The sequence below is a fragment of the Kitasatospora sp. NPDC004289 genome, from assembly GCF_053602875.1.
The window spans coordinates 103,643-130,406 of record NZ_JBSGEL010000001.1 but is presented as its reverse complement, the minus strand read 5'-3'; the positions used below and the strand labels follow the sequence as shown (position 1 = coordinate 130,406).

Genomic DNA, 26,764 nt, shown 5'->3' with positions numbered 1-26,764 from the left:
GAGGTCATGCCGGCACGGCGCGGACCGACCTGGGGGTCATGTCGGTCCACTCGGTCTCGATCCGGCGCAGGCACTCCTCACGGGTGGCCGCCTCGCCGCTGGCCCGCCAGCCGAGGGGGATCTCGTGGTACGTGGGCCAGATCGAGTACTGGTCCTCGTGGTTGACGACGACGTGGAACAGGTCCTGGGTCGGGTTCATCGGTCACTCTCCTTCGGTGGGGACGATGGCGGGGAGGCCGTAGCGCTCCACCGCGGCGTGGTAGAGCTCGCGCAGCAGCGGATCGCGCACCCGCCCGCGCTCGTAGTGGGCGCGGAAGGCGGTGTCGTACCTCTCGAACCAGTCGCGGCGGCTGGTCAGGAAGAGCACGTCGTGCGGGGCCATCCGGCGCATCGCCAGCAGGCCGACCGGAGCCACGGAGACCCGGAAGCCGGTGTTGCGCGCGGCCCGCTCGTCGCAGTTCGGGTGGAACTGACCGATCATCAGGCCGGCGTCCACCGCCGCGTTCTTCAGCGACTCGTACGCGTCGTCGAGGCGCTGCCAGCCGGCCGGACCGGTCATCGGCATCACGACGATCCGGCACTCCAGCGAGGCGCCGGACTTGGGCTGCGGCTCCGCCGTGAGGGCGAAGTCGGCGAGCTCCTCGGTGAGCGCCTCGGTGATCCCAGCCGTGCTGGAGCCGTCCACCTCGTAGCGGAAACTGAACTGCACGGCCTGGTCGTTGAGGGCCGGCGGGACGAACGGGCAGACCGGCCCCGTCCTTCCGAGCTGCTCGTGCGAGCGTCCGACGTAGTCGCGCAGCCAGGCGTCGACGACGGCGAGGTCGGCGGCGAAGGCGTGCCCGGGCGGCTCGGTCCGGATGCGGAGCTCACGCCGCCCGGACGCCTTGCGGTCGCTCACGGCGGACCTGCTGGAGGCGGTCATGCGGCCGCCTCCGCACCCAGTCGGTCCGCTATCAGCCCGGCCATCTCGGTGTACGACTCCAGGGCGTAGACCTCGGCGAAGTCCAGCTCCACGCCGAGCCGGGTCCGGACGTCCTCGACCACTCGCATCAAGGCCAACGAACTGCCGCCGTCGGCGAAGAAGTCCGAGTCGGGGCCGGGTACCACCCCGGTGTGCCGCTGCCAGGAGTCCGCCAGCTCCGGGAAGGGCAGGGCGGCGGCCCGCTCGGGCGGGCCCTCCGGCCCGGGCCCGGCCGCGGACGGCAGCAGCTCGCGCAGCGCCCGACGGTCCACCTTGCCGGTCGGGCCCAGGGGAAGGGCGTCGAGGGCGACGATCCGCTCGGCCACCAGGTGGCGCGGGACGGACCGGCCGACCCGCTCGCGCAGGGCCGCGGTGTCGAGGCCGGCCGGGGTCACGAACGCGACGAGCACGGCCCCCTCCTCGGTCCGGTCGGCCAGCACGGCCGCGTCCATGACCTGGGGATCGGCGGCCAGCGCGGCCTGTGCCTCGGCCGGGTCCACCCGGAAGCCGCGGACCTTGACCTCGTCGTCGGTCCGGCCCAGGAACTCCAGCGCGCCGCTCGTCAGCAGCCGGACCCGGTCGCCGGTGCGGTACATCCGGGAGCCGGGGCTCGTGGTGAAGGGGTCGGGCAGGAACCGGTCGGCGGTGGCGGCCGGGCGGCCGAGGTAGCCGCGTGCCAACCGGCTGCCGCCGACGAAGAGTTCGCCGGGCTGCCCGTCCGCCACCGCGTCCAGCCGCTCGTCCAGGACGTAGCAGGAGGTGCCGGGGTGGGCGAAGCCGATCGGCAGCGAGGCGGACAGCGACCGGTCCCGGCCGGCGACCGGTCCGAGGGTGCTGAAGGTGGTGTTCTCGGTGGGCCCGTAGCCGTTGACCAGCGCGGTGCCCGGGTGGGCGGCGACGAAGGCGTCGGCCACGTCGGGGAGCACCACGTCGCCCCCCACGGCCAGCCGCCTCAGGGTGCCGAGCGCGGCGGGGTGGTGAGCGGCCATCAGGTGGAAGACCGCGGCGGTGAGCCAGGCCGTGGTGACCTCCGGACGGCTGAGCTCGGCGGCCAGCTCGTGCAGCGCCTGCGGGTGGTGCGGCACGGCGACCACCCGGGCACCCACCAGCAGGGCGTTCCAGATCTCGAAGGTGGAGGCGTCGAAGGCCAGGGTGGAGTGCAGCAGGGTGCCGTCCTCCGGGCCGAGCAGCAGCTCCCCGCCGCCGAGTGCGAGGCCGGTGACACCGCGGTGGGTCACGCCGACCGGCTTGGGCTCGCCGGTCGTCCCGGAGGTGAACATCACGTACGCGAGGTCGTCCGGGCCGGCCGTCGGACCGGGCAACGGGCCGTCGCCCTCCCCGAGGCCGAGCCCGTCCACCGCCCGGGTGACCAGGCCCGGCACGGGCGGGGTGCCGCCGTCGGTGCTCAGGTTGAGCACCGCGCCGGCCAGCCGCGCCATCAGGGCCGCCCGCTCGGGCGGGAAGGAGGGATCGACGGGTACGTAGTGGGCTCCGGCGAACAGCACCGCGAGCATGGCCAGCACCGCCGGCCGGCCGCCGTGGCCGGTCAGCAGCACCGCGTCGCCCGGGCGCACGCCCAGGCGGCCCAACTCGGCGGCGGCGGAACGGGCGCGGGCCAGCAGCTCGCCGTAGCCGTACGCACCGCCCCCGTCCACGACGGCCGGGCGGTCCGGCTGCCGTCGCGCGACGGCGGCGAAGGCCGCTTCGACGCGTGGGGCGGTCGGACCGCTCATCGGTTCTGCTCCTGTCCGTACTCGGTGAAGACGGCCTGGGGGTTCGGCTCGGGGGCGAGGGCGATGTGCGGACGGAGCGCGGTCACCGGCTCCGGGTCGAGCAGCTCGACGAGCCCGTGCCGGAGCACCGTGGCGGCGACCAACTGGGCCTCCAGCAGCGAGAACTGACGACCGAGGCACTGGTGCGGCCCGGCACCGAAGGGCAGGTACTGCTGGGCCGGCGGCCGGTCGCCGAGGAAGCGCTCCGGGCGGAACTCCTCCGGTGCCTCCCACAGTTCGGGGTCGTGGTGCATGACGTAGGTGGCGGCGAGCACCACGTCCCCGGGGACCAGCTCGATCCCGGCGGCCTCCAGCGGCTCCTCGATCGTGCGGACCAGGGCCCAGGCCGGCGGGGTGAGCCGCAGCGACTCCTCGACCACGGCACGCAGGTAGGGCAGCACCCCGTTCGGGGCCGAGGGCTGCGCGGCCAGCGCGTCCAGGTCCTCGGCACGGACCTCCGCCAGACTGCGGCGCAGCGCCTCGGGGTTGTGCGCCAGGTTGTGGAAGATCCAGGTCAGCAGCGTGCCCATGGTCTCGACGCCGGCGACGAAGACCGAGAGCAGTTCCTCGCGCAGCACCTGGTGCGGGTCCTCGCCGGCGGCGGCCTCCTCGCCCAGCGCGGCGACGATCTCGGCCAGGACGCCGGGCTCGGAGGCGGGGCAGCCGAACTGCCCGGCCCGGCCCGCGATGAAGGCCTCCAGCGCCGAACGGCGCTTGAGGAAGGCCTCGTGCTCGGCCTCGCCCACGCTGTCCGGGACGAACAGCCGGTGGTCCAGGTACTCGACGGCGTCCTGGAGGGCCTCGGTGAGCTCCTCCAGCTCCGCGCCGTCCAGCGCCGGGTCGACCGAGCGCAGGATCACCTGGACGCTGAGCCGCTGCATGGTCACCGCGAGGTCCATCGGCCGGCCGTCCCGGCCCTTCAGCTCGCGCCGGACGAAGTCCTCGGCGGCCCGCAGGATCACCCCGTGCCCGGACGCGACCGCACGCGGGGTGAACATCGGGCGCAGCAGCGCCCGGCGGCGCCGCCACTGGTCGCCGGTGGCGACCACGAACAGGCCGCTGCCGACCAGTTCGCGCAGCAGCGCCCGGTGGGTCCGGAGACCGTGCACCAGGGCCGCGTTGGCCAGCGCCGGCTCGGTGGTGATCAGGATGCGCTGCTCCCCCTCCCCCTCGCCCTCGTCGTACGGGATGACGCAGACCGTGCCCTCGGCGCGGATCCGGGTCAGGGTCCCGAGCGGGTCGCTGCGCATCCCCTGGTTGAACCCGTCGAGGTCGACGGGGCTGTCGGTGAGCGTCGCCATCTCAGCCACGCTCCGCGGCGGTGTCCTCGGCCGGCAGGATGATCTGCTGGGCGTACTCGCTCATCACCCAGCCCTCGGCGGTCCGCACCGAGGTCCGCTGGCGCTCCTTGAAGCCGCCGTCGTTCTCCTGGTGCCAGGCGAACGGCGGGCGGAGCAACTGGCGCTCGACCGGCGTCCAGTCGTCGAAGTCGGTGTCCTCGGGCACCGGGGCGGGCGAGGTGTGCTGGACCATCCCGGCGGTGTAGCGGCAGAACACCACGCGCCGCTCGAAGTCGGCGACCCAGGGCCAGCTGCCGTGGGTGGCGGTGTCCGCGAAGAGCACCACCGAACCCGCCTTCACCGGCACCCGGTTGACGAAGTCGGCCGGCTTCTCCCAGGCCGCGTACTCGTCCGGGATCGGGAAGTGCGACTTGTGGCTGCCGGGCACGACGGCGAAGCCGCCCTGGTCGGCGAGCGCGTCGGTGAGGCAGAAGGCCACGATCAGGTGGCCGGCGTAGATCTGGCCCTCGCGGACCTGGTAGCTCAGCGGCGGGTACTCCCAAGGGGTGTTGCCGTTGTGCAGCACGAGCGCGCCGGCGCCCTTGCGGGAGAAGAGCACCTGGCCCTCGTCGTAGCGCAGGTCGGCGCCGAGCAGCTCCTCCAGGTACGGCAGCACCTTCGGGTGGGCCAGCAGGTCGCGGACCGGACGCTGGGTCTCGTGCAGCGGCCCGGCGTTGGCGATGAAGGGGTTGTACTGCTTGAGCAGGCGGTAGTCGTGCTTGTTCTCGCCCTCCCACAGACCGTGCCCGTCCAGCGCGGAGTTCAGCCCGGCGAGCTCCTCGGCGCCGAGCACGTCCTCCAGGACGAGGTAGCCGCGCAGGTCGAACAGGTACTTCTCTTCCTCGTTCATGTCTCTCCCAGTGAGTGGTGTCGTGAGGTCAGACGGCCCAGCGGCCGAGGGACTCGGCGAGCTCGGCCGTCCAGCCGCGCAGCGCGGCGGGGTCGAAGATCAGCAGGTCGCCGGAGAGCAGCAGGCTCCTGGACCCGTCCGGCCCGGGCTGCACGTGCAGCACCAGGTCGAGGTCGGACCAGTGCTCGGGCACCTCGTCCGCCGGCGCGGAGCCGGGCGAGCCCTCCGGAACGCCCTGGTAGTCGTGCGTGAGCAGCGCCGCGGCGCAGACCGCCGGGCGCAGGGCCGGGTCGACCGGGTCCACCAGCTCGGCGATCCGTTCGAGCGGCAGGTCGGCGTGGCCCAGCGCGGTGAGCAGCGCCCGGTGAGCCGCCGTCAGGTCGCCCTCGGCGTCCAGGACGACCGGCAGCATGTCCACCGCCCGGCCGACCAGCCCGGCCTCGGCGGTGCCCGACCGGTGCCCGACCGGCGTGCCCACCACCACGCGGCCGGCCCCGGCGATCCGGGAGACCAGCCCGCCGAGGGCGGCCAGGAACGGGGCGGCCGGAGCGACCCCGAGCACGGCGCAGCGGGCCCGCAGCCGGGCGTCCAGCCCGGCGGGCAGGGTCCAGCGCACGCCGTGGTTGCGGAAGCCGCGCCCGGTCGTGCGCAGCTGCGCGAAGGGGTCGAGCGGCAGTGGCTCCAGGGTCGTGGTCCAGTACCGTTCGAGCTCCTCGCCCCCGAGGGCGCGGCGGCGGGCGCGCTCGCCCAGGTGCCGCCGGTAGCTCGGCGCCGGCCCGGCCGGCTCCCGGCCCGCGAGCAGCCCGGTGAGCTCCTCGGCGAGCACGCCGGCCGAGGGCCCGTCGGCCCGGTTGCGGGCCAGGAGCAGCAGCAGCCGGTCGGCTCCGCCGCCCCCTCGCAACAGGACCGCCTGCAGGCCGGGGTGACCGTCGGACAGGTGACGCTCGATCAGTTCGGCAGGCCAGCCGAGCAGTTCGGGCCCGGCCGGCAGCGCCGCCGTCACGCAGGGCTGCCAGTCGTCCGGGGCGCTCGCGCCGGGCAGCGGCCGGAGCGCGTCGTGGCGCTCGGCGAGCCGGCGGACGGCGTCCGCCACCCGCTCGGCACCGGTGCCGGCCTCCAGGTCCAGGACGACCGGGACCGGCGGGGCCGGACGGCCGAGCAGCCGCTCCAGGGCGAGCACCTGCCGCTGCTCGGGGCCGGGCACCAGGTCGTCCGCGGGCGCCCCGGCCGGGGCCGCCCCGGCCGGCCCGGCCGCCAGCGCGGCGGCCAGGTCGGCCGCGCGCGGGTTGCCGAGCACGAGGCGGACGGGGACCTCGGCACCGAGCCGGGTGGTCAGTTCGGCGGCGATCCCGGCCGCACCGAGCGAGGCCCCGCCGAGGTCGTAGAGGTCGTCCTCGGGGGAGGCCGAGGGCAGCTCCAGCACCGCGGCGAACGCCGCCAGCACCGCCGCCAGCACCGGATCGTCCCGCCGCGCCGCGGCCGGCCCGCCGACGGGGCGGCTGCCGGCGAGCTCGGTCAGCCGGCGCCGGTCGGCCTTGCCGTTGGCGGTGGTCGGCAGCGCGGGCAGCACCCGCAGCTCGGCCGGCACCATGTACCCCGGCAGCGCCCGGGCGAGCCGGGCCCGCACCGTCTCCGGAGTGAGGTCCGGCCCTCCGGCGAGGAAGCCGACCAGCCGGTGGAAGCGCTCGCCGACCACCACGGCCGCGGCCTCCCGCACACCGGGCACCGCGAGCAGCGCCCGGTCGACCTCCTCCAGCTCCACCCGGTGGCCGCGGATCTTCACCTGGTTGTCGGCCCGGCCGAGGAACTGGACAGTGCCGTCCGCGTTCCAGCGGGCGCGGTCCCCGGTCCGGTACATCCGCGCACCGGGCGGGCCGGCCGGCTCCGGCAGGAAGCGCGCGGCGGTCTCGGCCGGACGGCCGGCGTAGCCGCGGGCCACCCCGAGCCCGCCGATGTACAGCTCGCCGGTCACACCGACCGGTACGCGCCGCAGCGCGGAGTCGAGGACGTGCAGCCGCACGCCGCCGATCGGCCGGCCGATGGACACGGTGCCCTCCGCCGTTCCCCCGTCGTAGCGGTGGGAGCTGGCGTCGATGCAGGTCTCGGACGGACCGTACTGGTTGTACAGGGTGCCGGAGCCCAGCCGACGGTAGCGCTCGGCCTGTGCGGCCGGCAGCGGCTCGCCGCCGCAGAACACCACCCGGGCCGGCAGCCGGCCCAGGTCCTCGTCCTCCAGTGCCGCGAGCAGGGAGGGCACCAGGTCGACCACGGTGGCGCCGTACGCGATCGCCGCGTCCACCACCGCGCCCGGGGTGGCGTCCGGATCGGCCTCCGGCAGCACCACACCGGCCCCGGCCGCGAGCGGGCCGAAGCACTGCCAGAAGGCCGGGTCGAAGGCGAGCGGGATGGTCTGCAGGACCCGGTCCCGGCCGTCCAGGCCGATGGCCGCCCGCCGCCAGGCGAGCTCGTTCGCCAGCGCGCCCTGCGGCACGGCGACGCACTTGGGCGTGCCGGTGGTGCCCGAGGTGAACACCGCGTACGCGAGGTCGGCCGGGCGGAGGGCGGCGGGCGGGGGTGCCGCCCGTCCGTCGCCGGCCAGCTCCTCGACGGCAAGCTCGGCCACCCCGGGCAGCCCCGCCGCGGCGGCCGCGGCGGGCCGCACCAGGAAGGCCGCGCCGGCACCGGCCACCAGGGAGCGCAGCCGGTCCAGCGGGTCCTTCACGTTCAGCGGGACGGTCCAGCCGCCCAGGTGCCAGACCGCGAGGGTGAGCGCCAGGTAGTCGACGGACCGCGGCAGGCAGAGCGCCACCGCACCGCCCGGGCGGACCCCGGCCCCGTGCAGGGCGGCGGCGAAGCCCTCCACCCGGTCGGCGAGCTCGCGGTAGCCGAGCCGGGAGCGGTCGGCGTCGGCCGCGGCGAAGGCGTCCGGGGTCCGCTCCACCCAGTGGCGGAACGCCTGGTAGGGAAGGCCGAAGGCCGGTGCGGCAGCTGCCTCGGCCGAGTCAGCGAGCAGCGCCCGGTCCCGGTCGTCCAGCAGGTCCGCCGCGGCCAGCGGGGCGTCCGGGGCGGCCAGCAGCGCGTCCAGGCAGCGCAGGTACGTGCCGCCCAGCCGGTCCAGGTCGGCGTCGCCGTAGCGGCCGGGGGCGGCGGTCAGCGCACCCGACGGACCGTCGGGCCGCTCCACCAGCTGGACGGTGAGCTCGTTCTGACTGCCCTGCACCCGGACCGGCAGCGTCTCGACGACGAGTCCACCGGGCACCTCCCGGCGGCCGCCCTCCCCGGTGAACACGAACACCGCGGCGGGCGAGGCCGGCGTCGGTCCGCCGAGCGGGGCCGCGGCGTGCTCGGACCCCTCCAGCAGGGCCTCGGTCACCCGGCGCACCAGCTCGGTGAAGGTCCGCGCCGGGTCGACCCGGACCACCAGCGGGAGCGTCGTCACGAAGGCACCGACCGCGCCGTCCCAGCGCGCCTCGCCGCGGTTGGCGGCGGGCACCCCGATCGGCACGGCCCGGACGCCGGTGACCAGGTGCCAGGTCGCCGCGAAGGCCGCGAGCCAGACGGCGTGGGTGGTCGCCCCGGCCCGCCGGGCCAGCTCCGCGACCCGCTCGCGCAGCCCGGCGGGCGGCACGAAGGCCGACACCGGGTCGCCGACCGCCCCGGGGCCGTCGGCGAAGGGCAGCTCCGGACGGTCCGTCAGGTCCTCGTGGTGACCCGCCCAGTAGGCGGCGTTGCGGGCGAGCACGTCCCGGCCGGGGGCCGAGTGCTCCCACCGCGCGTAGTCGAGGTGCTGGGCGGCCGGCCCGGCCGGCAGGGCCGGGGCGCCCGGCGCGCCGTACGCCTCGAACAGCTCCCGGAGCAGGACCTCCAGGGACCAGCCGTCGCAGAACGCGTGGTGCAGCGACAGCACCAGCACCCGGGCCTGCGGGCCGGTGCTCAGCAGCACCGCGCGCACGTGCGGCGGCCGCGCCAGCGAGAAGACCTGCGCGGCCTCCTCCCGGAGGGCCGCGGCGAGCCCGGCCTCGCCGTCGGCGAGGTCCCGCCGCTCCAGCGGGATGCGCGCGGGCAGGTCGAAGCGCTGCCGGGGAGCACCGCCCTCCTGGACGATCCGGGCGCGCAGGGCCAGGTGCCGCTCGGCGAGCAGGTCGAGGCAGGCCTGGAGGCGGCCGGTGTCCAGTGCGCCCTCGACGCGGAGCGCCACCGGGACGGTGAAGGCGGCCGACGGGCCGTGGGCCTGCTCGGCCAGCCACAGGCGGTACTGGGTGTCGGAGAGCGGGTGACTCGCGGTCAGGTCGACCGGGGCCTCCTGCCGCTCCCGGGGCGGAGCGGTCCGGCGGCCGGCCAACCGGCGCTCCAGCTCCGCCCGCTGATCGGGCGTCAGCCGGTCGAGACGTGCGGTGTTCACAGGGCCCCCTCGGCCTCGGCAACCAACTGCTGGATCAACAGGTCCTCCACCAGCGCGACGTGGCCGTCGACCGTCCGGGCGGCCAGCAGCTCGCGGACCGGCACCTCCACCCCGAACACCTGGCCCATCCGCCGCGCCAGCCGCGTCACGGCCAGCGAGTCCCCGCCCACCTCGAAGAAGTCCGCCCCGCCCGGCAGGGCGTGCACGCCCAACTGCTCGCGCCAGAGGTCCTGGACCAGCTCCACCGGACCGCGCTCGTCCTCGGTTCCGGGCCCCTCCTCGGCCCCGTCCGAGGGTCCGGGCGAGGGCGCGGCCGCGGTCGCGGCCACGGGTGCGGCCCGGCGTGCGGGCAGCGGCCACCTCGGCCCCTCGAAGGAGTAGGTCGGCAGGTGGAGCCGGCGGCCGGGACCGGCCAGCAGCTCCACGGCCACCGGCTCGCCCGCGGCCCACAGGCCGCCCAGGGCGGCGAGCACCGATCCGGCCGCGTCCCCGTCCGGCACCGCCGGGCAGAGCGGCGTGGCGTCCAGACCGGCCGCCTCGGCCAGGGCGGCCAGCACCCGGCCCGGGCCGACCTCCACCGCCCGCGCGCCGGGGAACTCCGCCGCCAGCGCGGCCAGTCCGTCGGCGAAGCGGACCGGCCGGCGCAGCTGCTCCGCGAACCGCTCGGCCGCCACCACCTCCCCCGCCGCCACCAGCACCCCGTCGGTGTTGCCCACCCACGGCACGGTCGCGGCCCCGGGCCGGACGTCGGCCAGCAGCTCGCGCAGCCCGGCCGCCGCCGGGTCCATCGACGCCGAGTGGAAGGCGTGGCTGGTGCGCAGCCTGCGGCTGCGGTACCGGCCGTCCAGGGACGCCGCGAAGGCGTCGACCTCCGCGACCGGACCGCTGAGCACCGTGTCCGTGGCGGTGTTGACGGCCGCGATCTCCAGGCCGGCACCGGAGTCGGCGAGCAGGCGCCCGGCCTCCTCCGCCGAGCAGGCCACGGCGAGCATCGCGCCCGGCTCGCACGCCTGCATCAGCCGGCCCCGGTGCTCCACCAGCCGGGCCGCCGTCACCAGGTCGAGGGAGCCGGCCAGGCAGGCCGCGGTCAGCTCGCCGAGGCTGTGCCCGATCAGCGCCGAGGGCCGCAGGCCGAGCCCGGCCAGGGCGGTGGCCGCCGCGAACTCCACGGCGAACAGCGCCGGTTGGGCGAGCCGGGTGGCCTCCAGCCGGTCGGCCGGGAAGCCCCGGTCGTACAGTGCCTCGGCCAACTCCGCCGCGAGCTCCGGGCCGAAGGCCGCTAGACAGGTCTCCAGCGCCTCGGCGAAGCCCGGCAGGGCCAGCGCGAAGGGCCTGGCCATGCCCGGGGTCTGGGTGCCCTGACCGGGCAGGAGGAAGACGAGCGGGGCGGGCTCCCGTCCGGCGGCGGCAGCGTCCGGGGCCGGAGCGCGCAGCGCGGCGGCCAGTTCGGCGGAGGTCGAACCCGCCACCGCGCTGCGGTACGGGAACACCGCCCGGCGGGCGAGGGTGGCGGCCACGTCCTGGGCCGCCTCGCCGGTGGCGTCCAGGTGGTCCGCGAGCCGGGCCCTGGCCCGGCGCAGCGCCTGCGGGTCGGCGGCCGACAGCACCACCAGCCGGTCCTCGCCTGACGGTGCGTCGGTGCCGGGCACCGCCTCGGGCGCCTGTTCCACCAGCACGTGGGCGTTGGTGCCGCCGATGCCGAAGGAGCTCACCGCGGCCCGGCGGGGCTCGGGGCCCGACCAGGGCTCGGCGGCCGTCGGCAGGGCCAGCGGCGAACCCTCCTGCTCCAGCAGCGGGTTGGGGCCGCTGAACCCCGCGATCGGGGGCACCGTGCCGGTGCCGACCACCAGCAGGGCCTTGACCAGACCGGCCAGCCCGGCCGCCGCGTCGAGGTGTCCGATGGTCCCCTTGACCGCACCCACCCGGACCTGGCCCGGGGCCGCGCCGAGCTCGCTCAGCACCGCCGAGGCCGCGGACCACTCGATCGGGTCACCGATCCGGGTGCCGGTACCGTGCGCCTCCAGGTAGCCGAGCGAGGAGGCCTCGATCTCGGCGGCCGCGAAGGCCTCCCGGATCACCCGTTCCTGGCCCGCCGCCGCGGGGGCGGAGAAGCCGGGCTTGGCCTCGCCGTCGTTGTTGACGGCGGAGCCGAGCAGGACTCCGTACAGCGGCGTGCCCTCGTCGGCGGCGTCCGCGAAGCGGCGCAGCACCACCCCGACCACGCCGGAGCCGCCGACCGCGCCGTCGGCGGCCTCGTCGAAGGGCCGGCAGACGCCTGAGCCGGAGAGGATGCCGCCGGGGAGGTGGAGGTAGCCGGCCTGCGGGGCGTTGGCGGAGGCGGCGACCACCAGTGCCTGGTCGCACTCGCCGTTGTTGAGCGCCTGGACGGCGAGGTGCACGGCGACCAGCGAGGACGAACACGCCGTCAGGACGGCCATCGCGGGGCCGGTGAGACCGAGCTTGTAGGCGATCCGGGTGGCGAGGAAGTCCCTCTCGTTGGCGACGATCGCCGCGTCGAACTCCGGCTCGTCCAGCTCGTCCCCGGCCAGCAGCATCCGCAGGTGCTCGCTGCTGCTGGCGGCCGCGTAGACGGCGGTCCGTCGGGTGTCCGGCTCGCGCAGCCGGTGTCCGGCGTCCTCCAGCGCGGACCACGCGCACTCCAGCATCAGGCGCTGCTGCGGGTCGAGCAGCCGGGCGTCCCGGGGGCTGACCCCGAAGAACTCGTGGTCGAAGCGGTCGGCGTCGGCGAGCCGGCCGTGCACGGGCACGTAGGCCGGGTCGCCCGCGAGCGCCGCCGGGACCCCGGACCGCTCCAGCTCCTCCGGGGTGAGCCGCTGGAGCAGCGTGCGGCCCTGCTCGACCGCCTCCCACAGCCGTGCGACGTCCGGGGCGCCCGGGAATCGGCCGGCCATCCCCGTGACGGCGATGTCCAGCGAACGGTCGCGGCTCATCGGTTTCCTTCCTGGTTCTCCGGGGTCGCCTCGGGCCGGACTCGGCGCAGGCGCAACTGCCGGGAGGACTCCCGGCGGGATCGGGACGGGGGCTCGGCGGGCCGACCGGGCTCGCCGAGCGGCTCCGGCCGCAGCCGGGCCGCCGTGTCGGCGACGGTGCCGTGCCGGAAGAGGTCGAGGATCGGCACCCGCACACCGGTGCGCCGGTACAGCGCCTCCTGGAGCGCGGGCATCAGCAGCGAATGGCCGCCCAGCTCGAAGAAGTTGACGTCCACCGGGACGTCCGCGACGCCCAGCACCTCGCACCAGGCCGCGACCACCTCGGCGTACTCCGGGCGGACCCGTCCGCCGGGAGCCGCGGGCGGCACCTGCCGGTCCGCCTCCTCGGCCAGCCGCTTGCGGTCGACCTTGCCGTTGCTCGTCAGCGGCAGGCGCTCCACCCTGTGCACAGCGGCCGGGACCATGACGGCGGGCAGCCGTTCGACGGCCTCCCGCCGGACCCGGTCCGGATCGGCGTCGCCGGTGACGAACGCGGCCAGCCGGCCCCGGCCGTGGGCGACCACCGCGGCCTCCAGCACACCGGGCGCCCCGCGCAGCACGGCCTCGATCTCGCCCGGCTGGATCCGGTGGCCCCGGATCTTGAGCTGGTCGTCGGCCCGGCCGAGGAAGAGCAGCCCGCCGTCCCCGGCCAACCGCACCCGGTCACCGGTGCGGTACATCCGCGCGCCGGGCAGCCCCGCGAACGGGTCCGGCAGGAAGACCGCGCCCGTGTCGGCGGGGCGGCCGAGGTAGCCGCGGGCCACACCGGGCCCGCCGACGTACAGCTCGCCGGGGACGCCCTCCGGCACCGGCCGCAGCGCGTGGTCCAGCACGTAGAGGGCGTAGCCCGGCACCGGACCGCCGATGCCGACCGCTCCCGGTGCCCGGTAACGGCGGTAGCTGGACCAGACGGTGGCCTCGGTGGGCCCGTACTCGTTGACCAGCTCCACCCCGGGGAGCAGCTCGAAATGAAGGTCCATCACCTGCTCCGGGAGCGGCTCCCCGGCCACCACCGCACGGCGCAGCGAGCGCAGTGCGGCCGGTCCGGTGCGCCGGGCCTCGGCCAGCACCACTCCGTGCAGCGAGGGCACGCACAGCAGGTCGGTGACGGCGTGACGCTCGATCAGACCGAGCAGCCGCCCCGGGTCGCGGACGTCGTCCGGCCCGGCGACGACCAGTCGGCCGCCGGCCGTGAGGGTCCCCCAGATCCCAGCCACCGAGGAGTCGAAGGCCAGCGGGGAGAGCAGCAGGAAGACCGGCTCGCCCGGGTAGACCTCGCGCCGGGCGGCGGTCGAGGCGGCCAGCGGGCCGTGCTCGACGACCACGCCCTTCGGCCGGCCGGTGCTGCCCGAGGTGAAGATCATGTAGGCGGCGTCGCGCTCCCCCCGGGCCGGAGTGGCGGGGCGGCCGGCCGGCTCGGGAAGGGCGGTCACGTCCAGCGCGGTCAAGCCCAGCGCCCGGCCCCGGTCCACCGTCGCGGCCGTGCCGAGCAGCACCTCGGCACCGCAGTCCGCCAGGGCCTGCGCCAGCCGGGCGTCCGGGTGGTCCACGTCGAGCGGTACGGCGACCGCACCGGACAGGTGGGCACCGAGCAGTGCCGTGATCATGGCTGCCGAGCGCGGGGCCAGCACGGCCACCCGGTCGCCCGGGGCGACCCCGGCCCCGGCCAGGGCGGCCACCACGGCCAGTGCGCCCGTGAGCAGCCCGCCGTACCCGAGCCGCTCCTCACCGCAGACCACGGCCTCCCGCTCCGGGTCCGCCAGCGCGATCCGCTCGACCAGGAGGCCCGCCTGGGCGTAGGCCCGGGGCTCCGCCGGCGGGCGGCGCAGGATCGACCCGCCCTCCAGCGGCACCCGCGCCGGCGCGTCCGGCTCGGCCGCCAGCAGGACCAGGGTGTCGCGCAGCGCGGTGGCCAGCCGGGTGGCCTGGGCCTCGTCGTACCGGCCGCGGCGGAAGCCGACCTCGATCTCCGCACCCTCGGCGGTCTCGCGGAGCACGACCTCCAGGTCGTACTTGGCCACCTCGGCGGGGATGTCGACCGGCCGCACCTCCAGCCCGGCCGGGGCCGTGGCCCGGGCGGCCGGCTCGTGGTCGACGAGGGCGTGGAAGAGCGGGGTCCGGCCGGGCTCGGCGCGCAGGCCCAGCCCTCGGACCAGCTCGTCGAAGGGCACGTCGCGGTGGGCGTGGGCACGCAGCAGGGCCTCGTGCGTCCGGCCGAGCAGCCGGCCGCCCGTCAGGCCGGGCTCGGCCCGCAGCCGGACCGGCACCGGGTTGACGAACAGCCCCACCACGTCGTCGAAGCCGGGTGGCCGGACGTCCATGGTGGTGCCGGCCACCACGTCGCCGGCCGCGCCGTACCGGTCCGCCGTCAGCGCGAAGGCCGCCAGCGCCAGCACCAGCGGAGTGGTGCGGTGGGCACGCGTGGTCTCCAGCGCCTTCGCCCAGTCGGCGGCGCCGACGAGGGCCCGGACCGTGCCGGCCCGGTCCGCCCGCTCGGTGGTGCCGGGCCCGCCCAGGTCGATGCCGGGCGCCGCCACCGCCTCCGCCAGCTCGGCCGTCCAGAAGGCCCGGCCACCGTCGATCCGCTCCCGCGTACGGGCGGGGGCCTCCTGGTAGGCGCGCCGGGGCGGTGCGGACGGGTGGCCGTCGAGCCCGCGGAAGAGCTGATCGGTGATCAGCTCCACCGAGCGCCGGTCCAGCACCATGTGATGCCCCGTCAGCAGCAGGACGTGCTCGTCCGGCCGGTCGGAGAGCGAGATGAGCTCCAGCGCGGCCAGCGGCCCGCCGAAGACGTCGAAGACCTGCCGGGACGCCGCACGGAGCTCCTCGTCGAGCCCGGCCTCGGGGAGCGTCCGGGCGCGGAGCGCGAACTCCTCGGCCGGCCAGGCCGACCGGCCCGGCTCGCCCGCGTCGTCCAGCACCCGGAGCCGCAGCTCGCCGTGGTTCTCGACCACCGCGCGCCAGGCCTCCGCCAGCCGGTCGCGGTCCAGCGCGCCGCGCAGCCGCACCGCCCAGTAGACGGTGAACTCGGGGCTCTTCGGGTCCAGCAGGTGCATCAACCACAGCCGCCGCTGGGCCGGGGAGAGCCCGACGGCCGGGGCGGCGGCCGCCGTCCCCCCGTCGCCGGCCGACTCGAGCTGGTGGCGCAGGCCGCGCAGGGTCGGCTCGGCGAAGAAGGCCGCGAGGTCGATCTCGGCCCGGAAGGCCTGGTTGACCCCGGCCACCAGCCGGGCGGCGTCCAGCGAGCTGCCGCCGCAGGCGAAGAAGTCGTCCTCGTCCGAACCCGCCGCCGTGCCCGCGGCGGCCTGCCACATCCGGGCCAACTCGTCCTTCGCCGGGGCGACTTCGGGCACGGCGTGGGACGGGGCGGGCAGCGCCCGCTCGTCGAGCTTGCCGCTCGCGGACAGCGGGAAGGCCTCCAGCACGAGGACGTGGGCCGGCACCGCCGCCGGTGCCAGTCGGCGGGCACAGGCGGTGCGCAGCCCGACCGGGTCGAGCGGCCGGTCGGCCCGCTCCGGCAGCACGTAGGCGAGCAGACCGTTGGAGGTGCCGGGCGCCTTCCGCGCCACGTACGCGTCCCGGACGCCGGGCAGATCGCGCAGCACGTTCTCGACCTCCACCGGGTCGACCCGCTGCCCGCGGACCTTCAACTGGTGGTCGGCGCGCTCCAGGTAGCTCAGGAAGCCGTCCTCCTCCAGCCGCACCCGGTCACCGGTGCGGTACATCCGTGCCCCCGGCACGGTGGAGAAGGGGTCCGGCAGGAAGCGATCGGCCGTCAGGCCCGGCGATCCGAGGTAGCCCCGGCCCACCTGCGGCCCCGCCAGGTGGAGTTCACCGGCCACACCGGTCGGCACGGGCCGCAGGTCCGGCCCGAGCACGTAGGCGCTCACGCCCTCCAGCGGCCGGCCGATGCCCGGGGCGGTCCGCTCCCCGAACCCGCAGACCGTGACGCAGATGGTGGTCTCGGTCGGGCCGTAGGCGTTCACCCCCTCGACGCCGAGCTCGCGCAGCAGCTGCCAGGTCGGCTCGTCCAGGGCTTCGCCGCCGAGCAGCAGGCCCACCCGCCCGCGCCGGAGCACCTCCTCGAAGCCGAAGTTCCGCATGGCCCCGAACATCGAGGGCGTCAGGCCCAGGAAGCGGACGTCGTGCCGCTCCACCCACTCCACCAGCGCCTGCGGGTTCCGGTAGGTCTGCTCGTCCGCCACCACCAGGCAGGAGCCCGTGAAGAGGTCCAGCAGCTGGAGGTAGAACAGGTCGAAGGAGACCGAGCTCACCAGGCCGACCCGGTCCGCCCCGCGGCCCGCCGTGGACGCACCGACGAAGGCCGCGTAGGAGGCGTGGTCGATCATCACGCCCTTGGGCAGCCCGGTGGTGCCCGAGGTGTGGATGACGTACGCGAGCCGTCCCGCCACCGCCCCGGGTGCGACGAAGCCGTTCGCCCCGAACCCGTTCGCGCCGAGCGCGACGACCTCGCGCCCGGCCGGCAGCTCCAGCACGCGGGCCGGGCCGGCCTGACGCTCCGCCAGGGACGCGCTGCGCAGCACCACCCGGGCACCGGAGTCGGACAGCACGTAGGAGATCCGGTCGTCGGGGTGGAGCGGGTCGAGCAGCACGGCGCAGCCGCCCGCCCGCCACACCGCCAGGAGCGCCGCGACCAGGGCCACCCCACGCTCGGCGAGGATGCCGACCACCTCGCCCGGGACGACCCCGTCCGCCGCCAGGCGGGCCGCCAACCCATCGGCGGCGGCGTCCAGTTCGGCGAAGCTCGTGAGGCCGGCCGGGCAGCTGACGGCCGGCTGCTCCGGCCGCTCGCGGACGAGCTCGGCGAAGCGCTCCATGACGAGCCGGACCGGCTCCGCCGAAGGCTCGGCGCGCAGGACGGCGTCCGCCTCGACGGCGCCCAGCCGGGCGGTGCCGGCCACCGGCGCGCCCGGGTCCGCGGCCAGCCGGAGCAGGGCCGCCCGGTAGTCGGCCAACAGCCGGGCGGCGGCCGGGGCCGTGGTACCGCCCGTCAGGCGCCGGGTCAGGGCCAACTCGCCACCGTCCGGGCGCAGGTAGAGGTCGAACTCGAGGTCGTTGCGCACCGTTCCGTGGCCGTCCTCGGACAGCGCCCGCACCTCCGCGCCCACCAGGACGGGCGCGGGCAGCGGGCCGTGCGCCTGGAAGGCCACCGTGACCCCGGGCTCGACCGCGCCGAACAGGTCGGCCGCCTCCCGGATCGGCTCGGCCAGGTGGCTCAGCGCCCCCGCCATCGTCCGGCGGACGGCGGCGACCAGGGCCGCGCCCGTGTCGTCGGCCGCCCAGCGCTGACGCATCGGCACCACCCGGGCCAGGCAGGCGACCAGACCCGCGGTGGCCGGCGTGCGGTCCGCGAAGGGCGTGGCGACCATGACGTCCCGCGGGCTGCCGTGCGCGGCGAGGGTGCCGTACAGCGCGGCCAGACCGAGCAGGTGCGGGGTCGCCCGCAGGCTCCGGGCCGCCGTCCGGAGCAGGCCGGCCTGCTCCGCGGTCAGCGGCAGCGTGGTGGTCTCGGCCTCGGGGGTGCGCGCCCCGGGAGTGCGCGGCAGCGAGCCCGGCCACTCGGCCTCGGCCAGCTGCCCGGCCCAGTAGCCGGTCGCGGGCGCGGGGCCCGCCGGCCGGCCGTCCACGACCGGCGGCAGCGCGGGCCCGCCCGCCGTCCGGGAGGCGTAGGCCAGCCCGATCTCCTCCAGGAGGATCTCCAGGGAGAGCCCGTCGCAGGCGATGTGGTGGACCAGCAGGGAGAACAGGTGGCGCTGCGGGGTCTGCCGCAGCAGTGCGACGCGGACCGGGCACTCGGCCGCGAGGTCGAACCGGTGGGCGCCCTGCTCGGCCTGCCAACCCGCCTCGTCCGCCACCTGCTCGGCCGAGGACCAGGCCGCGACGGCCTCCCCCCGCGCCCAGTACGGGACCTCACCGCTCTCCCGCAGCCGCCGCCCGAAGACCCGGTGACGGCCGACCACCTCGTCCACCGCCGCCCGCAGGGCGGCCTCGTCCAGGGCACCGGTGATCTCCCAGACGCGGTGGATGTTGTACGTCTCCGGATGCCGGCGACCGGCCAGCCAGATGCCGAACTCCGGTGTGGTCAAAGCTTCGTGATGAACCGTCTGTCCCATGACTGCGCCCCTGCCGTCCAGTGCCCGTGTGTCTTCCACCGCCCGGCCGCGCGCCGTCGGCCCGCCCGCCGTCCGCCCGTCCGCGGTCTGTCCGCCCGCCGTCCGCCCGTCCGCCCTCACCGCGCCGCCGCCTCGTGCCAGGCCGCGAGCAGCCGCGGATAGTGCTCGTCCAGGAAGAAGTGGCCGCCCGACAACCCCTCGAACGCGACCCCCGCCCCCGCCAGCCGGGCCCAGCCCGCCACCGCCGCCGCGTCGACCAGCGGGTCCTCGCTGCCGTACAGCACCTCGAGCGGTGCGGGCAGCAGGCCGTCGGAGCAGCGGTAGCCCTCCACCATCGCCAGGTCCGCGCGCAGCACCTCGACGGCGAGGTCCAGCAGCTGCGGCATGTCGAGGAGCTCCTGCGGCACGCCGCCGAGGAGCCGCAGCAGCTCGTCCGGGCGCCGGGACGCCACCGCCGACCAGCACGCGTGCCGGGGAGCGGCCGTCCCGGCCACCACCACCGTGAGCGGCGGCCGGGCCCCGAGCCCGTCCAGTCCGAGTGCGACCTCGTAGGCGAGCAGGCCGCCCAGGCTGTGCCCGAGCAGGACGTAGGGCGTCTCGTCCCGGGCCAGCAGTGGAAGGAGCTCCCCCGCCACCGTCGCGGCGAGGCGGTGCAGGTCGGTGGCGTGCGGCTCGGCGATCCGCGCCTCGCGCCCGGGCAGCAGCACCGCGGTCACCGAGGTCTCCGGACCCGCGGCCCTGCGGAGCGCGGCGAACGAGCCCGCCGCCCCGCCGGCCGGCGGGAAGCAGACGACGTTCAGCTCCACGGCCGGGCCCGCACCACTCGTGCGCAGCCAGCGGCTCGGCGGACCGGGGCTGACCCGGCTCCCAACGGAAACGCTCACGACCTCGGACCTCATTTGAATATGCCTGCGGATAATCGCACCGGCGCACCGGGGACAATCCGCAGGGGATACCGGAAAGAACGGCGAAACCCGGCACCCGGGGCCGGAAGCGGGCACAGGCGATCCCACGCACCCGGAAGAGGTCGTGAATCATTTCCCCGACGGGGAATCCGCCCGCCCGCAGGAATTCCGTTCCGTGCCGTGCACGGCGGTGGCCACCGGGCCGCGCCGAGCGCTCACGGACCCCAGGTGACGTCGCTCAGCGCGGCCCCCGGCGCCTCGCCGGACGGCGCCCCGAGCGCCTCGACCCGCGACTGCCACTGCGTCCCGCCGGGCTCCGCGGCCACGGCCGACGCGGCCGCCCCGAACAGGCCGGCGCCCACCAGAAGGGCGGTGGCGACGAAGGTGGCAGCACGCGGTCCGAGCATGGTTCTCTCCCCCAAGAGCAAGCGGGGGAGCGGCGGTGAGGGTGTCTCGACCTCCGCACTCCCCGTCGGTCGACTTGATGAACAGCAGTCTCTCCACGCCTCAGAAGCCGAGGAAGGGGTTTCCACTGTCATGATCCGGCCTTGGCATAACCCGTCCAGGAGAGGACCGGCCGAACATTCGGTCGAAGTACGCGGCGACCAGCCGGACCTCGCAGCGGAGCAGCAGGAACGCGCCCAACTGCGGGTGGTTCCTCAGCGCCCTCGCGCACACCGCGGCCCCGACCGCCTCCGCGTCCTCCAGCGAGCGGGCGACCAGGAACAGGCCGACGACCGGGCCGATCGGAGCATCCGGATGTACGGTCACGTACTCCACGGATTCGCCGGGTTCCGCGCTTGCCCGGAATAGCTTTGACGCGTCGTCAGGCAGCGGCGCGCCGGTTCGGGTGCCCAGTTGAGCGTGAACCATATACATGGAGCCAGAGTTCCATCCCCGGCAAACGCTCCGGAACCGGGCGGATTGGACACTTTAGGCCATTGCCTAAACCTGCAAGCTCGGCAATAATCGCCTGCACACGGTCAAGGGAACACCAACAGTGTATGGGGGAATGGTGCTCGAGCCACTCGGCCTGGACTCTGCGGCGGAACGGCTGTACAAGTCCATGCTGGCCCACCCGCAGGAGGATCTGGCCGTCCTGGCCGGCCGCCTGGGGGTCGCCGAGCAGGACCTGCACCGAAGCCTCGACGCCCTCAGCACCCTCGCACTGGTCCGGCCCTCGCTCCAGGAGGGCGGCGGCTACCGGGTCGTCAGCCCCGAGATCGCCATGGAGATGATCCTCAGCCGGCAGCAGGCCGACCTCGCCGCCCAGCAGCTCCGGATCGAGACCTCGCGCGCCGCCGCCGCCCAACTGATAGCGGAGTGCTCCGCCCTGACGAGCGCCGCGGCCATCGCCGGCGAGGACGCGGAGCGGCTCATCGGCCTGGACGTCATCCGCGAGCGGCTGGCCCTCCTCGCCGCCCAGGCCGAGCAGGAGATCACCACCTTCGCGCCCGGCGGAGCCCACCCCGCGGCGGACCTGGAGGCCAGCCGGCACCCGAACGCCGCCCTGCTCGACCGGGGCGTGCGGATGCGGACGGTCTACCTCGACAGCGTGCGCAACCACGCCCCGACGCTGGAGCACGTGAACTGGCTGAGCGCCCGCGGCGGACAGGTGCGGACCGCGGCCACCCTGCCCGTCCGGATGGTCATCATCGACCGCCGCCAGGTGGTCCTCCCCCTCGACACCTCCGACGCCCGCACCGGGGCGGTCCTGCTCAAGGGCGAGGGCATCGTCGCCGCCCTCTGCGCCCTCTTCGAGAGCACCTGGACCAGCGCGAACCCCCTCGGCGAGGCCCCCGCCGTCGACCGGCACGGCCTGAGCAGCCAGGAGGCCGAGATCCTCCGCCTCCTCGACACCGGCCTCACCGACGAGGTGATCGCCAAGCGCCTGGGCGTCTCCTCCCGCACCGCCCGCCGCCTCACCGCCCTCCTCATGGAGCGCCTCGAGGCCCGCAGCCGCTTCGAGGCCGGCGCCAACGCCGTCCGCCTCGGCTGGCTCTCCTCCACCCGCTGACCTCGACGGGGCCTCAGAACGCAAGAGACCCAGGCCAGTTGGGATCTGGTCTGGGTCTTGCTGCGGTGGGCCGCCAGGGGTTCGAACCCTGAACCTACGGATTAAAAGTCCGCAGCTCTGCCAATTGAGCTAGCGGCCCGTTCGGGCTTCGCCACCGTGGTGCCTGGGCGCTGCCACGGTGATCCTACCCGGTGATCCCTCGGCGGCCGCCACCCGTTTGCCTCCGGGCGGTTCGCGCCGACGGCACGTCCGGAGGGCGGTGCGGCAGCCGTCGGGCGGGGGAGCGGACGCCGTCAGGCGGGGGTCAGGTGGGCGGCGCGGACGCGGCGCAGCCAGGCTTCGGCCGGTGCCTCGTCGGGCGCCTCGGGGAGGACGCCGGGGCGGGAGAAGCGGTCCTCGGCGTCGGAGAGCAGGGTGGTGGCCAGCGAGGCGTCGTCGGCGATCCGTTCGGCCTCGGCGCGCACGGCCTCCGGGTCGGGCAGCCGGATCTCCAGGTGGCCGGTCTCGTGCAGGGTGACGCCCTGGCGGACGAGGCGGATCAGGTGGCGGGCGTGCTTGGCGGCCCGGGCCCGGCTGGCCGTGTCGGCGGGGTCACGGGTCGTCAGTTTCCTGAACTGCTGGGTGGCGTAGCCGAGGTAGGAGTTGCGGACCGCCCGGGTGCTCAGGAAGGAGGTGCGGATGCCGATCAGCTCCTCGCCGAGGGGCGTCCTCACCTCGTGGAGCTCCTCGGGCAGCCAGACCAGCTCGGAGGCGGTGGGGTTGCCGCCGAGGGCGAGGCGGCACCACTTGGCGGCCTCGTGCAGGGTGCGGTCGGGGGCGGTGGTGACGTGCGACTCGGCGGGGCGGTGCAGGCCGTGGAACTCCTCGGTCGGTGCGGCGAACAGGCCGAGCCGGTCGAGGTCGGAGCCGGCGTGGGCCAGGCCGTACGCGGTGGAACCGACGATGCCGGAGAGCAGGACGTTCACGGGTGTCGCCTCCTCGGCGGGTACGCGGGACGCGTCCAGTCTGGGGGCGCCCCGCACCCGGAGTCGAACGGTTATCCGGAGGCCGACCGGCGACGCGCCCGGACGGATCGGACGGACCGGACCGGACCGGACGGGATCGGACGGACCGCGACCCGCCCGGGCGTCCGCTCCGCGCCCTTGCCGCACCTCCCGCCGATACTGACCCCATGGCCAACCCCGAGCCCCCGCCCGCCCCGATCGAGAAGCTCCGCGCCTGGTGGTCCCGGCGGCAGTGGCTGGACGGGACGCACGGCGGCGCCACCCCGGCCGAGGTGCTGGACGCCACCGGCTGGGCCCGCTCGGTCGGCGGCGCGGCCCCGTACCTGGGCCTGTTCGCCCGGGCCGGGCTGGACCGGGAGGCGGTGGACGTGGCGGTCGCCGCGCTGGAGGTGCACGAGCTGCCCTCCGCCCGGGGCTGCACCTACGTGCTGCCCGCGGCCGACTTCGCGCTCGGCCTGGCCGCCGGGGCGGGCGCCCCGGAGGGCGAGCTGGCGGCGGCCGAGAAGCACCTGGGCGTGACCAGGGACGAGATCGAGAAGCTCTGTCTGGCGATCAGCCAACTCCTCTCCCGGAACGGCCCGTTGGATCCCTCGGCAATCCGTGCCGGGGTGGGCGGCGCCTCCCGGAGCCTGGGCGAGGCGGGCCGGAAGCGCGGACAGTCCACCACCCTCCCGCTGGCCCTGGGCCTGCTCCAGGCGCGCGGCCTGATCCGCCGGGTGCCGCCCAACGGCCGCCTGGACCAGCAGCGTTACGCCTACGCGGCCTGGGACCAGCCGGTGGTCGGCTCGGCCGCCGAACTGGCCGAGCGGTACTTCTCCTGGGCCGCTCCGGCCTCGGTGAAGCACTTCCGCTGGTTCTCCGGCTTCACCGCCGCCACGGCCAAGGCCGCACTCGCCCCGCTCGGCCTCACCCCGCTCCCCGGCACCGACCTCCTCCTCCCCTCCGAACTCGTGGCGGAGTTCCAGGAGTTCACCGTTCCGACCACCCCGCACCACACCCTGCTCGCCGGGATCGACGGCATCCACCTGCTGCACCGCGACCTCCCCCGGCTGCTCGACCCGGCCGACGCCGCCCGCCCCTCCCCCACCGCCAAGGGCGGCCGCAGCTTCGGCACCGAGGCCGACCCGCAGAGCCACGTCGTCCTCGACCGGGGCCGGATCGTCGGCATCTGGGAGTACGACACCGAGCGGGAGGAGATCGTCCACCTGCCCTTCGTCCCGGTCGACGACGCACTGCGCGCGGCGGTGGACCGCACCGGACGCTTCATCCGCGAACAGCTCGGTGACGCAAGGGGGTTCAGCCTGGACTCCCCCAAGAGCCGGGCCCCGAAGATCGCCGCCCTCCGCGCCGCCGCGGCGGCGAGGCCGAACGGCTGACCCCGCCGGTCATCCGTACCCGCCCCGTGGACTACCGTCGGCCCATGAACGACGAGAACGTGATCCTGATCACCGGCGCCGGCCGAGGCATCGGCGCCGCCACCGCCCTGCTGGCCGCCGAACGCGGCTACCGGGTCTGCGTCAACTACCGCTCCGACGAAGCCTCCGCCGCCTCCGTGGTCGAGCGGATCACCGCCGCCGGCGGCAGCGCGCTGGCCGTCCGGGCCGACGTCACCCGCGCCACCGAGGTCGAGCGGCTCTTCACCACCGTGGACCGCGAGCTCGGCCCGCTCACCGCCCTGGTCAACAACGCCGGCACCCTGGAGAAGCAGTGCCGCCTCGAGGACCTGGACGAGGAACGGCTGGCCCGGATCTGGACCGCCAACATCACCGGCCCGTTCCTCTGCGCCGGTGCCGCCGTCCGCCGGATGTCCACCCGGCACGGCGGCAGGGGCGGCGCCATCGTCAACGTCTCCTCCGCCGCCTCCCGGATCGGCTCGCCCAACGAGTACGTCGACTACGCCGCCTCCAAGGGCGCCCTGGACACCATGACCACCGGTCTCTCCCTGGAGGTCGCGGCCGAGGGCATCCGGGTCAACGCCGTCCGGCCCGGCCTGATCCACACCGAGATCCACGCGCTCGGCGGCGAACCCCGCCGGGTCGACCGGGTCGGCCCCCAGCTCCCGATGCGGCGGGGAGGACAGCCCGAGGAGGTCGCCGAGACCATCCTGTACCTGCTGTCCCCCGCCGCCTCCTACGTCACGGGCGCCTTCATCGACGTCGCCGGCGGCCGCTGAGCCCCGCCCCGACCTGCCTGACCCGGCCCGACCCCGCCCGACCCCGCCCGACCCGGCCCGTCCGACCCGGCCCGGTCCCACGCCCGGATAGCACCGCTACCAGGTGCCACCCGGCCGCTACCGTACGACTCATGACCGCTCGTGAGTTCGACGCCGCCCCGCCCGCCCTCACCGTCTCCGACGTCCGCAACTTCCGTGACGCAGGCATCGCCGGCCTGCGCCCCGGCCTGCTCTACCGCTCCGCATCCCTCAACACCCTCACCCCCGAGGGCGCCCGTCAGCTCGAAGTGCTCGGCATCCGCACCGTCATCGACCTCCGGACCACCGCCGAGCGCGCCGCCTGGCCCGACCTCCACCACCACCTCGAGCTGGAGGACCTCCACCACCCCCTCCTCCCCGACCAGGACGCCGACTTCGCCTGGCCCAGGACCATGGAGGGCACCTACCGGGCGATGGCCGAACTCGGCGGCCCCTCGATCGCCGCCACCGTCCGCCACCTCGCCTCAGACGACGCCCGCCCCACCCTGGTCCACTGCGCCGTCGGCAAGGACCGCACCGGCCTCACCATCGCCGTCCTCCAACTCCTGGCCGGCCTCTCCGAAGCCGAGGTCCTCACCGACTTCGTCCGCTCCAACCCCCACCTCGGCCTCGACACCGACGAGCCCGTCTACTACTACGACGAACACGGCACCCGCCACCGCTCGCACCCCGTCGCCCCCGAGCTCCTGCACCTCGCCCTCAGCCACCTCCGCACCACCCACGGCTCGCTCCCCGGCTACCTCGAATCCCACGGCGTGACCCCCGTCGAGATCACCGCGGTCGCCGCCCGGCTGCGGGCCTGATCCGGACGGCCGGGCACCCCGCCCGGCCACCGGGCGTTGTACCCGGCGTACCCGGAGCGTCCACGACCCAGGAGTTGAGCGGCATGGCGAGCATCCCCAGCGGAACGGCCGGTACGGCGGTCGCGGCGGCCGGTCTGATCGGCGGCTACGGGGTGGCCAGGTGGAGCGGGCGGCGGGAGCTGGGCGGGGCGGTGCTGGCGGCGGCCGGAGCCGCCGCGGCGGTGGGGTGGAAGCGGCAGTCCGGGGCCGCGGTGGCGGCCGGGCTGACGGGGCTGTACGTGGCCGCGTTCGGCGGCTCGCACCCGCTGGCGAAGCGGATCGGGGCCTGGCCGTCGGTGTTCGCCGTGACCGGCGTGGTGGCCGCGGCCTCGACCGTGGCCGGCGCGGTGGCCGGCCGCCGCTGACGCACCGTCGGCTCGCCGGACGGTCGGGCGCCCTACCGTCGGGCGCCCAGCCGTCGGTGCCGAGCCGTCAGGCGCCGAACCGGGCCTCGAAGGCCGCTCGGTTGGCGGAGACCGGGGTGCGGTCCCAGACCGCGAAGACCACCCGGCCGAACGGGGCGCCGTGGGTGGCCAGGGCCAGCTCGAAGGCCTCGGCCACCTCGGCCGGGTCGTTGCCGAAGACCCCGCAGCCCCACGCGCCGAGCACCAACTCCCGTACCCCGTGCGCCGCCGCGACCCCGAGCACCCGCCGGGCCCGCTCCACCAACACCTCCCGCACGTCCACCCGTCCGCCCTCGGCCCGCCGCGCCAGCTGCCCGGCGTTGGGGGCGGGCGAGGTGAGGAAGGAGACGGTGTACGGGTCGGCCCGCAGCTCGCCGTGCGCGTCGCGGATCACCGGTACGTCCGGGGACCAGATCACCCGGTGGCTGTAGTGCAGGTCGGTGGAGGCCCGGTGCGCCTCGTAGTAGTCGGGGGCGGCCAGCAGGCAGTGGTAGAGCAGGGCGGACCGGCAGAGGTCCTCCTCCTGGGCACGGGCGCCGCGCAGGTAACCACCCCCGGGGTTGCGGGCCGAGGCGAAGTTGAGCACCGCCACCGGGCCCGCCCCACCCGGCACCGAGAGCCGCTCGGCGGCCGCCATGCTCCCCTCCGCGGTCACCTCCACCACCCCGGTGAACCGCCCCTCCCCCGCGAACCGGTGCTCCGGCGCGTACGAGACGGTGCCGGCCCGCGCGGCCGCGAGCTCCACCCCGATCCCGACGGCCTTGCCGCTCCTCGGGAGCCGGTACTCGCCCTCCGCGGCGATCCCCTCGTTCACGACGGCGACCTGGTGCAGTCTGCTACTCATACCGCCGACGCTAGGGGACGCCTGACCCTCCGTCACCCGGATAAACGCGGACGGGCCCGCCCCACCGGAGTGGAGCGGGCCCGTCGT

At 75.9% G+C, this 26,764-nt stretch carries 18 protein-coding genes and 1 tRNA gene; 5 read left to right on the top strand and 14 right to left on the bottom strand.

Annotated features, from left to right (window positions below):
* Positions 1-4 precede the first annotated feature (4 nt).
* The 11 genes from ACWEPF_RS00560 to ACWEPF_RS00510 form a co-directional block, all read right to left on the bottom strand.
* A complete protein-coding gene (locus ACWEPF_RS00560) occupies positions 5-199 on the bottom strand; it encodes an MbtH family protein (RefSeq protein ID WP_345287255.1) in 195 nt (64 codons plus the stop codon).
* A 3-nt stretch (positions 200-202) separates the two neighbouring features.
* Positions 203-922 (bottom strand): DUF6875 domain-containing protein, encoded by a 720-nt coding sequence (locus ACWEPF_RS00555; RefSeq protein ID WP_452170823.1) that lies wholly within the window; start codon positions 920-922, stop codon positions 203-205.
* Positions 919-2,694 (bottom strand): non-ribosomal peptide synthetase, encoded by a 1,776-nt coding sequence (locus ACWEPF_RS00550; protein ID WP_452170822.1) that lies wholly within the window; start codon positions 2,692-2,694, stop codon positions 919-921. The genes ACWEPF_RS00555 and ACWEPF_RS00550 overlap by 4 nt, the downstream gene beginning before the upstream one ends.
* The gene (locus tag ACWEPF_RS00545) at positions 2,691-4,034 is read right to left on the bottom strand and encodes a cytochrome P450 (RefSeq protein WP_452170821.1); all 1,344 of its coding nucleotides are present in this window, start codon (positions 4,032-4,034) and stop codon (positions 2,691-2,693) included. Before ACWEPF_RS00545 ends, ACWEPF_RS00550 begins: the two co-directional genes overlap by 4 nt.
* 1 nt (position 4,035) lies before the next feature.
* Positions 4,036-4,923 carry a phytanoyl-CoA dioxygenase family protein gene (locus ACWEPF_RS00540; protein WP_452170820.1) on the bottom strand — a complete coding sequence of 296 codons (888 nt, stop codon included), beginning with the start codon at positions 4,921-4,923 and terminating at the stop codon, positions 4,036-4,038.
* Between the two features lie 28 nt (positions 4,924-4,951).
* Entirely contained in the window at positions 4,952-9,325 is a 4,374-nt protein-coding gene (locus tag ACWEPF_RS00535; protein ID WP_452170819.1) for a non-ribosomal peptide synthetase, read from the bottom strand.
* Entirely contained in the window at positions 9,322-12,276 is a 2,955-nt protein-coding gene (locus ACWEPF_RS00530) for a type I polyketide synthase (protein WP_452170818.1), read from the bottom strand. Before ACWEPF_RS00530 ends, ACWEPF_RS00535 begins: the two co-directional genes overlap by 4 nt.
* Complete coding sequence (locus tag ACWEPF_RS00525) at positions 12,273-18,422, bottom strand: amino acid adenylation domain-containing protein (RefSeq protein WP_452170817.1); 6,150 nt, start codon at positions 18,420-18,422, stop codon at positions 12,273-12,275. Before ACWEPF_RS00525 ends, ACWEPF_RS00530 begins: the two co-directional genes overlap by 4 nt.
* Positions 18,423-18,565: 143 nt before the next feature.
* Complete coding sequence (locus ACWEPF_RS00520) at positions 18,566-19,333, bottom strand: thioesterase II family protein (protein ID WP_452170816.1); 768 nt, start codon at positions 19,331-19,333, stop codon at positions 18,566-18,568.
* Positions 19,334-19,569: 236 nt separating this feature from the next.
* Positions 19,570-19,761 (bottom strand): hypothetical protein, encoded by a 192-nt coding sequence (locus tag ACWEPF_RS00515; protein ID WP_345287985.1) that lies wholly within the window; start codon positions 19,759-19,761, stop codon positions 19,570-19,572.
* Between the two features lie 100 nt (positions 19,762-19,861).
* Positions 19,862-20,125 (bottom strand): hypothetical protein, encoded by a 264-nt coding sequence (locus ACWEPF_RS00510; RefSeq protein WP_452170815.1) that lies wholly within the window; start codon positions 20,123-20,125, stop codon positions 19,862-19,864.
* Between the two features lie 241 nt (positions 20,126-20,366).
* Here ACWEPF_RS00510 and ACWEPF_RS00505 point away from each other — a divergent pair, with 241 nt between their 5' ends.
* Positions 20,367-21,371 (top strand): helix-turn-helix transcriptional regulator, encoded by a 1,005-nt coding sequence (locus ACWEPF_RS00505; protein ID WP_452170814.1) that lies wholly within the window; start codon positions 20,367-20,369, stop codon positions 21,369-21,371.
* Between the two features lie 66 nt (positions 21,372-21,437).
* Here ACWEPF_RS00505 and ACWEPF_RS00500 read toward each other — a convergent pair.
* Both ACWEPF_RS00500 and ACWEPF_RS00495 read right to left on the bottom strand, forming a co-directional pair.
* Positions 21,438-21,510 (bottom strand) — tRNA-Lys (locus ACWEPF_RS00500).
* Positions 21,511-21,664: 154 nt separating this feature from the next.
* Positions 21,665-22,375 carry a nucleotidyltransferase domain-containing protein gene (locus tag ACWEPF_RS00495; RefSeq protein WP_452170937.1) on the bottom strand — a complete coding sequence of 237 codons (711 nt, stop codon included), beginning with the start codon at positions 22,373-22,375 and terminating at the stop codon, positions 21,665-21,667.
* A gap of 167 nt (positions 22,376-22,542) precedes the next feature.
* Here ACWEPF_RS00495 and ACWEPF_RS00490 point away from each other — a divergent pair, with 167 nt between their 5' ends.
* The 4 genes from ACWEPF_RS00490 (at position 22,543) to ACWEPF_RS00475 (ending at position 25,794) form a co-directional block, all read left to right on the top strand.
* Positions 22,543-23,751: a DNA glycosylase AlkZ-like family protein gene (locus ACWEPF_RS00490; protein ID WP_452170813.1), complete on the top strand. Its 1,209-nt coding sequence runs from the start codon at positions 22,543-22,545 to the stop codon at positions 23,749-23,751.
* Between the two features lie 44 nt (positions 23,752-23,795).
* Complete coding sequence (locus ACWEPF_RS00485; RefSeq protein ID WP_345287993.1) at positions 23,796-24,548, top strand: SDR family oxidoreductase; 753 nt, start codon at positions 23,796-23,798, stop codon at positions 24,546-24,548.
* Positions 24,549-24,679: 131 nt separating this feature from the next.
* On the top strand, positions 24,680-25,390 hold the full coding sequence (locus ACWEPF_RS00480; RefSeq protein ID WP_452170812.1) for a tyrosine-protein phosphatase: 711 nt from the start codon (positions 24,680-24,682) through the stop codon (positions 25,388-25,390).
* A gap of 83 nt (positions 25,391-25,473) precedes the next feature.
* Positions 25,474-25,794, top strand: a complete 321-nt coding sequence (locus tag ACWEPF_RS00475) for a hypothetical protein (protein WP_345287997.1) — start codon at positions 25,474-25,476, stop codon at positions 25,792-25,794.
* A 67-nt stretch (positions 25,795-25,861) separates the two neighbouring features.
* Here ACWEPF_RS00475 and ACWEPF_RS00470 read toward each other — a convergent pair whose 3' ends face one another.
* Positions 25,862-26,677, bottom strand: a complete 816-nt coding sequence (locus ACWEPF_RS00470; protein WP_452170811.1) for a TIGR02452 family protein — start codon at positions 26,675-26,677, stop codon at positions 25,862-25,864.
* Positions 26,678-26,764 lie beyond the last annotated feature (87 nt).

Coding starts and splice junctions, on each gene's coding strand:
- ACWEPF_RS00560 (WP_345287255.1), bottom strand. CDS start 199: ATGAACCCGACCCAGGACCTGTTCCACGTCGTCGTCAACCACGAGGAC.
- ACWEPF_RS00555 (WP_452170823.1), bottom strand. CDS start 922: ATGACCGCCTCCAGCAGGTCCGCCGTGAGCGACCGCAAGGCGTCCGGG.
- ACWEPF_RS00550 (WP_452170822.1), bottom strand. CDS start 2,694: ATGAGCGGTCCGACCGCCCCACGCGTCGAAGCGGCCTTCGCCGCCGTC.
- ACWEPF_RS00545 (WP_452170821.1), bottom strand. CDS start 4,034: ATGGCGACGCTCACCGACAGCCCCGTCGACCTCGACGGGTTCAACCAG.
- ACWEPF_RS00540 (WP_452170820.1), bottom strand. CDS start 4,923: ATGAACGAGGAAGAGAAGTACCTGTTCGACCTGCGCGGCTACCTCGTC.
- ACWEPF_RS00530 (WP_452170818.1), bottom strand. CDS start 12,276: ATGAGCCGCGACCGTTCGCTGGACATCGCCGTCACGGGGATGGCCGGC.
- ACWEPF_RS00515 (WP_345287985.1), bottom strand. CDS start 19,761: ATGCTCGGACCGCGTGCTGCCACCTTCGTCGCCACCGCCCTTCTGGTG.
- ACWEPF_RS00505 (WP_452170814.1), top strand. CDS start 20,367: ATGGTGCTCGAGCCACTCGGCCTGGACTCTGCGGCGGAACGGCTGTAC.
- ACWEPF_RS00490 (WP_452170813.1), top strand. CDS start 22,543: ATGGCCAACCCCGAGCCCCCGCCCGCCCCGATCGAGAAGCTCCGCGCC.
- ACWEPF_RS00485 (WP_345287993.1), top strand. CDS start 23,796: ATGAACGACGAGAACGTGATCCTGATCACCGGCGCCGGCCGAGGCATC.
- ACWEPF_RS00480 (WP_452170812.1), top strand. CDS start 24,680: ATGACCGCTCGTGAGTTCGACGCCGCCCCGCCCGCCCTCACCGTCTCC.
- ACWEPF_RS00475 (WP_345287997.1), top strand. CDS start 25,474: ATGGCGAGCATCCCCAGCGGAACGGCCGGTACGGCGGTCGCGGCGGCC.
- ACWEPF_RS00470 (WP_452170811.1), bottom strand. CDS start 26,677: ATGAGTAGCAGACTGCACCAGGTCGCCGTCGTGAACGAGGGGATCGCC.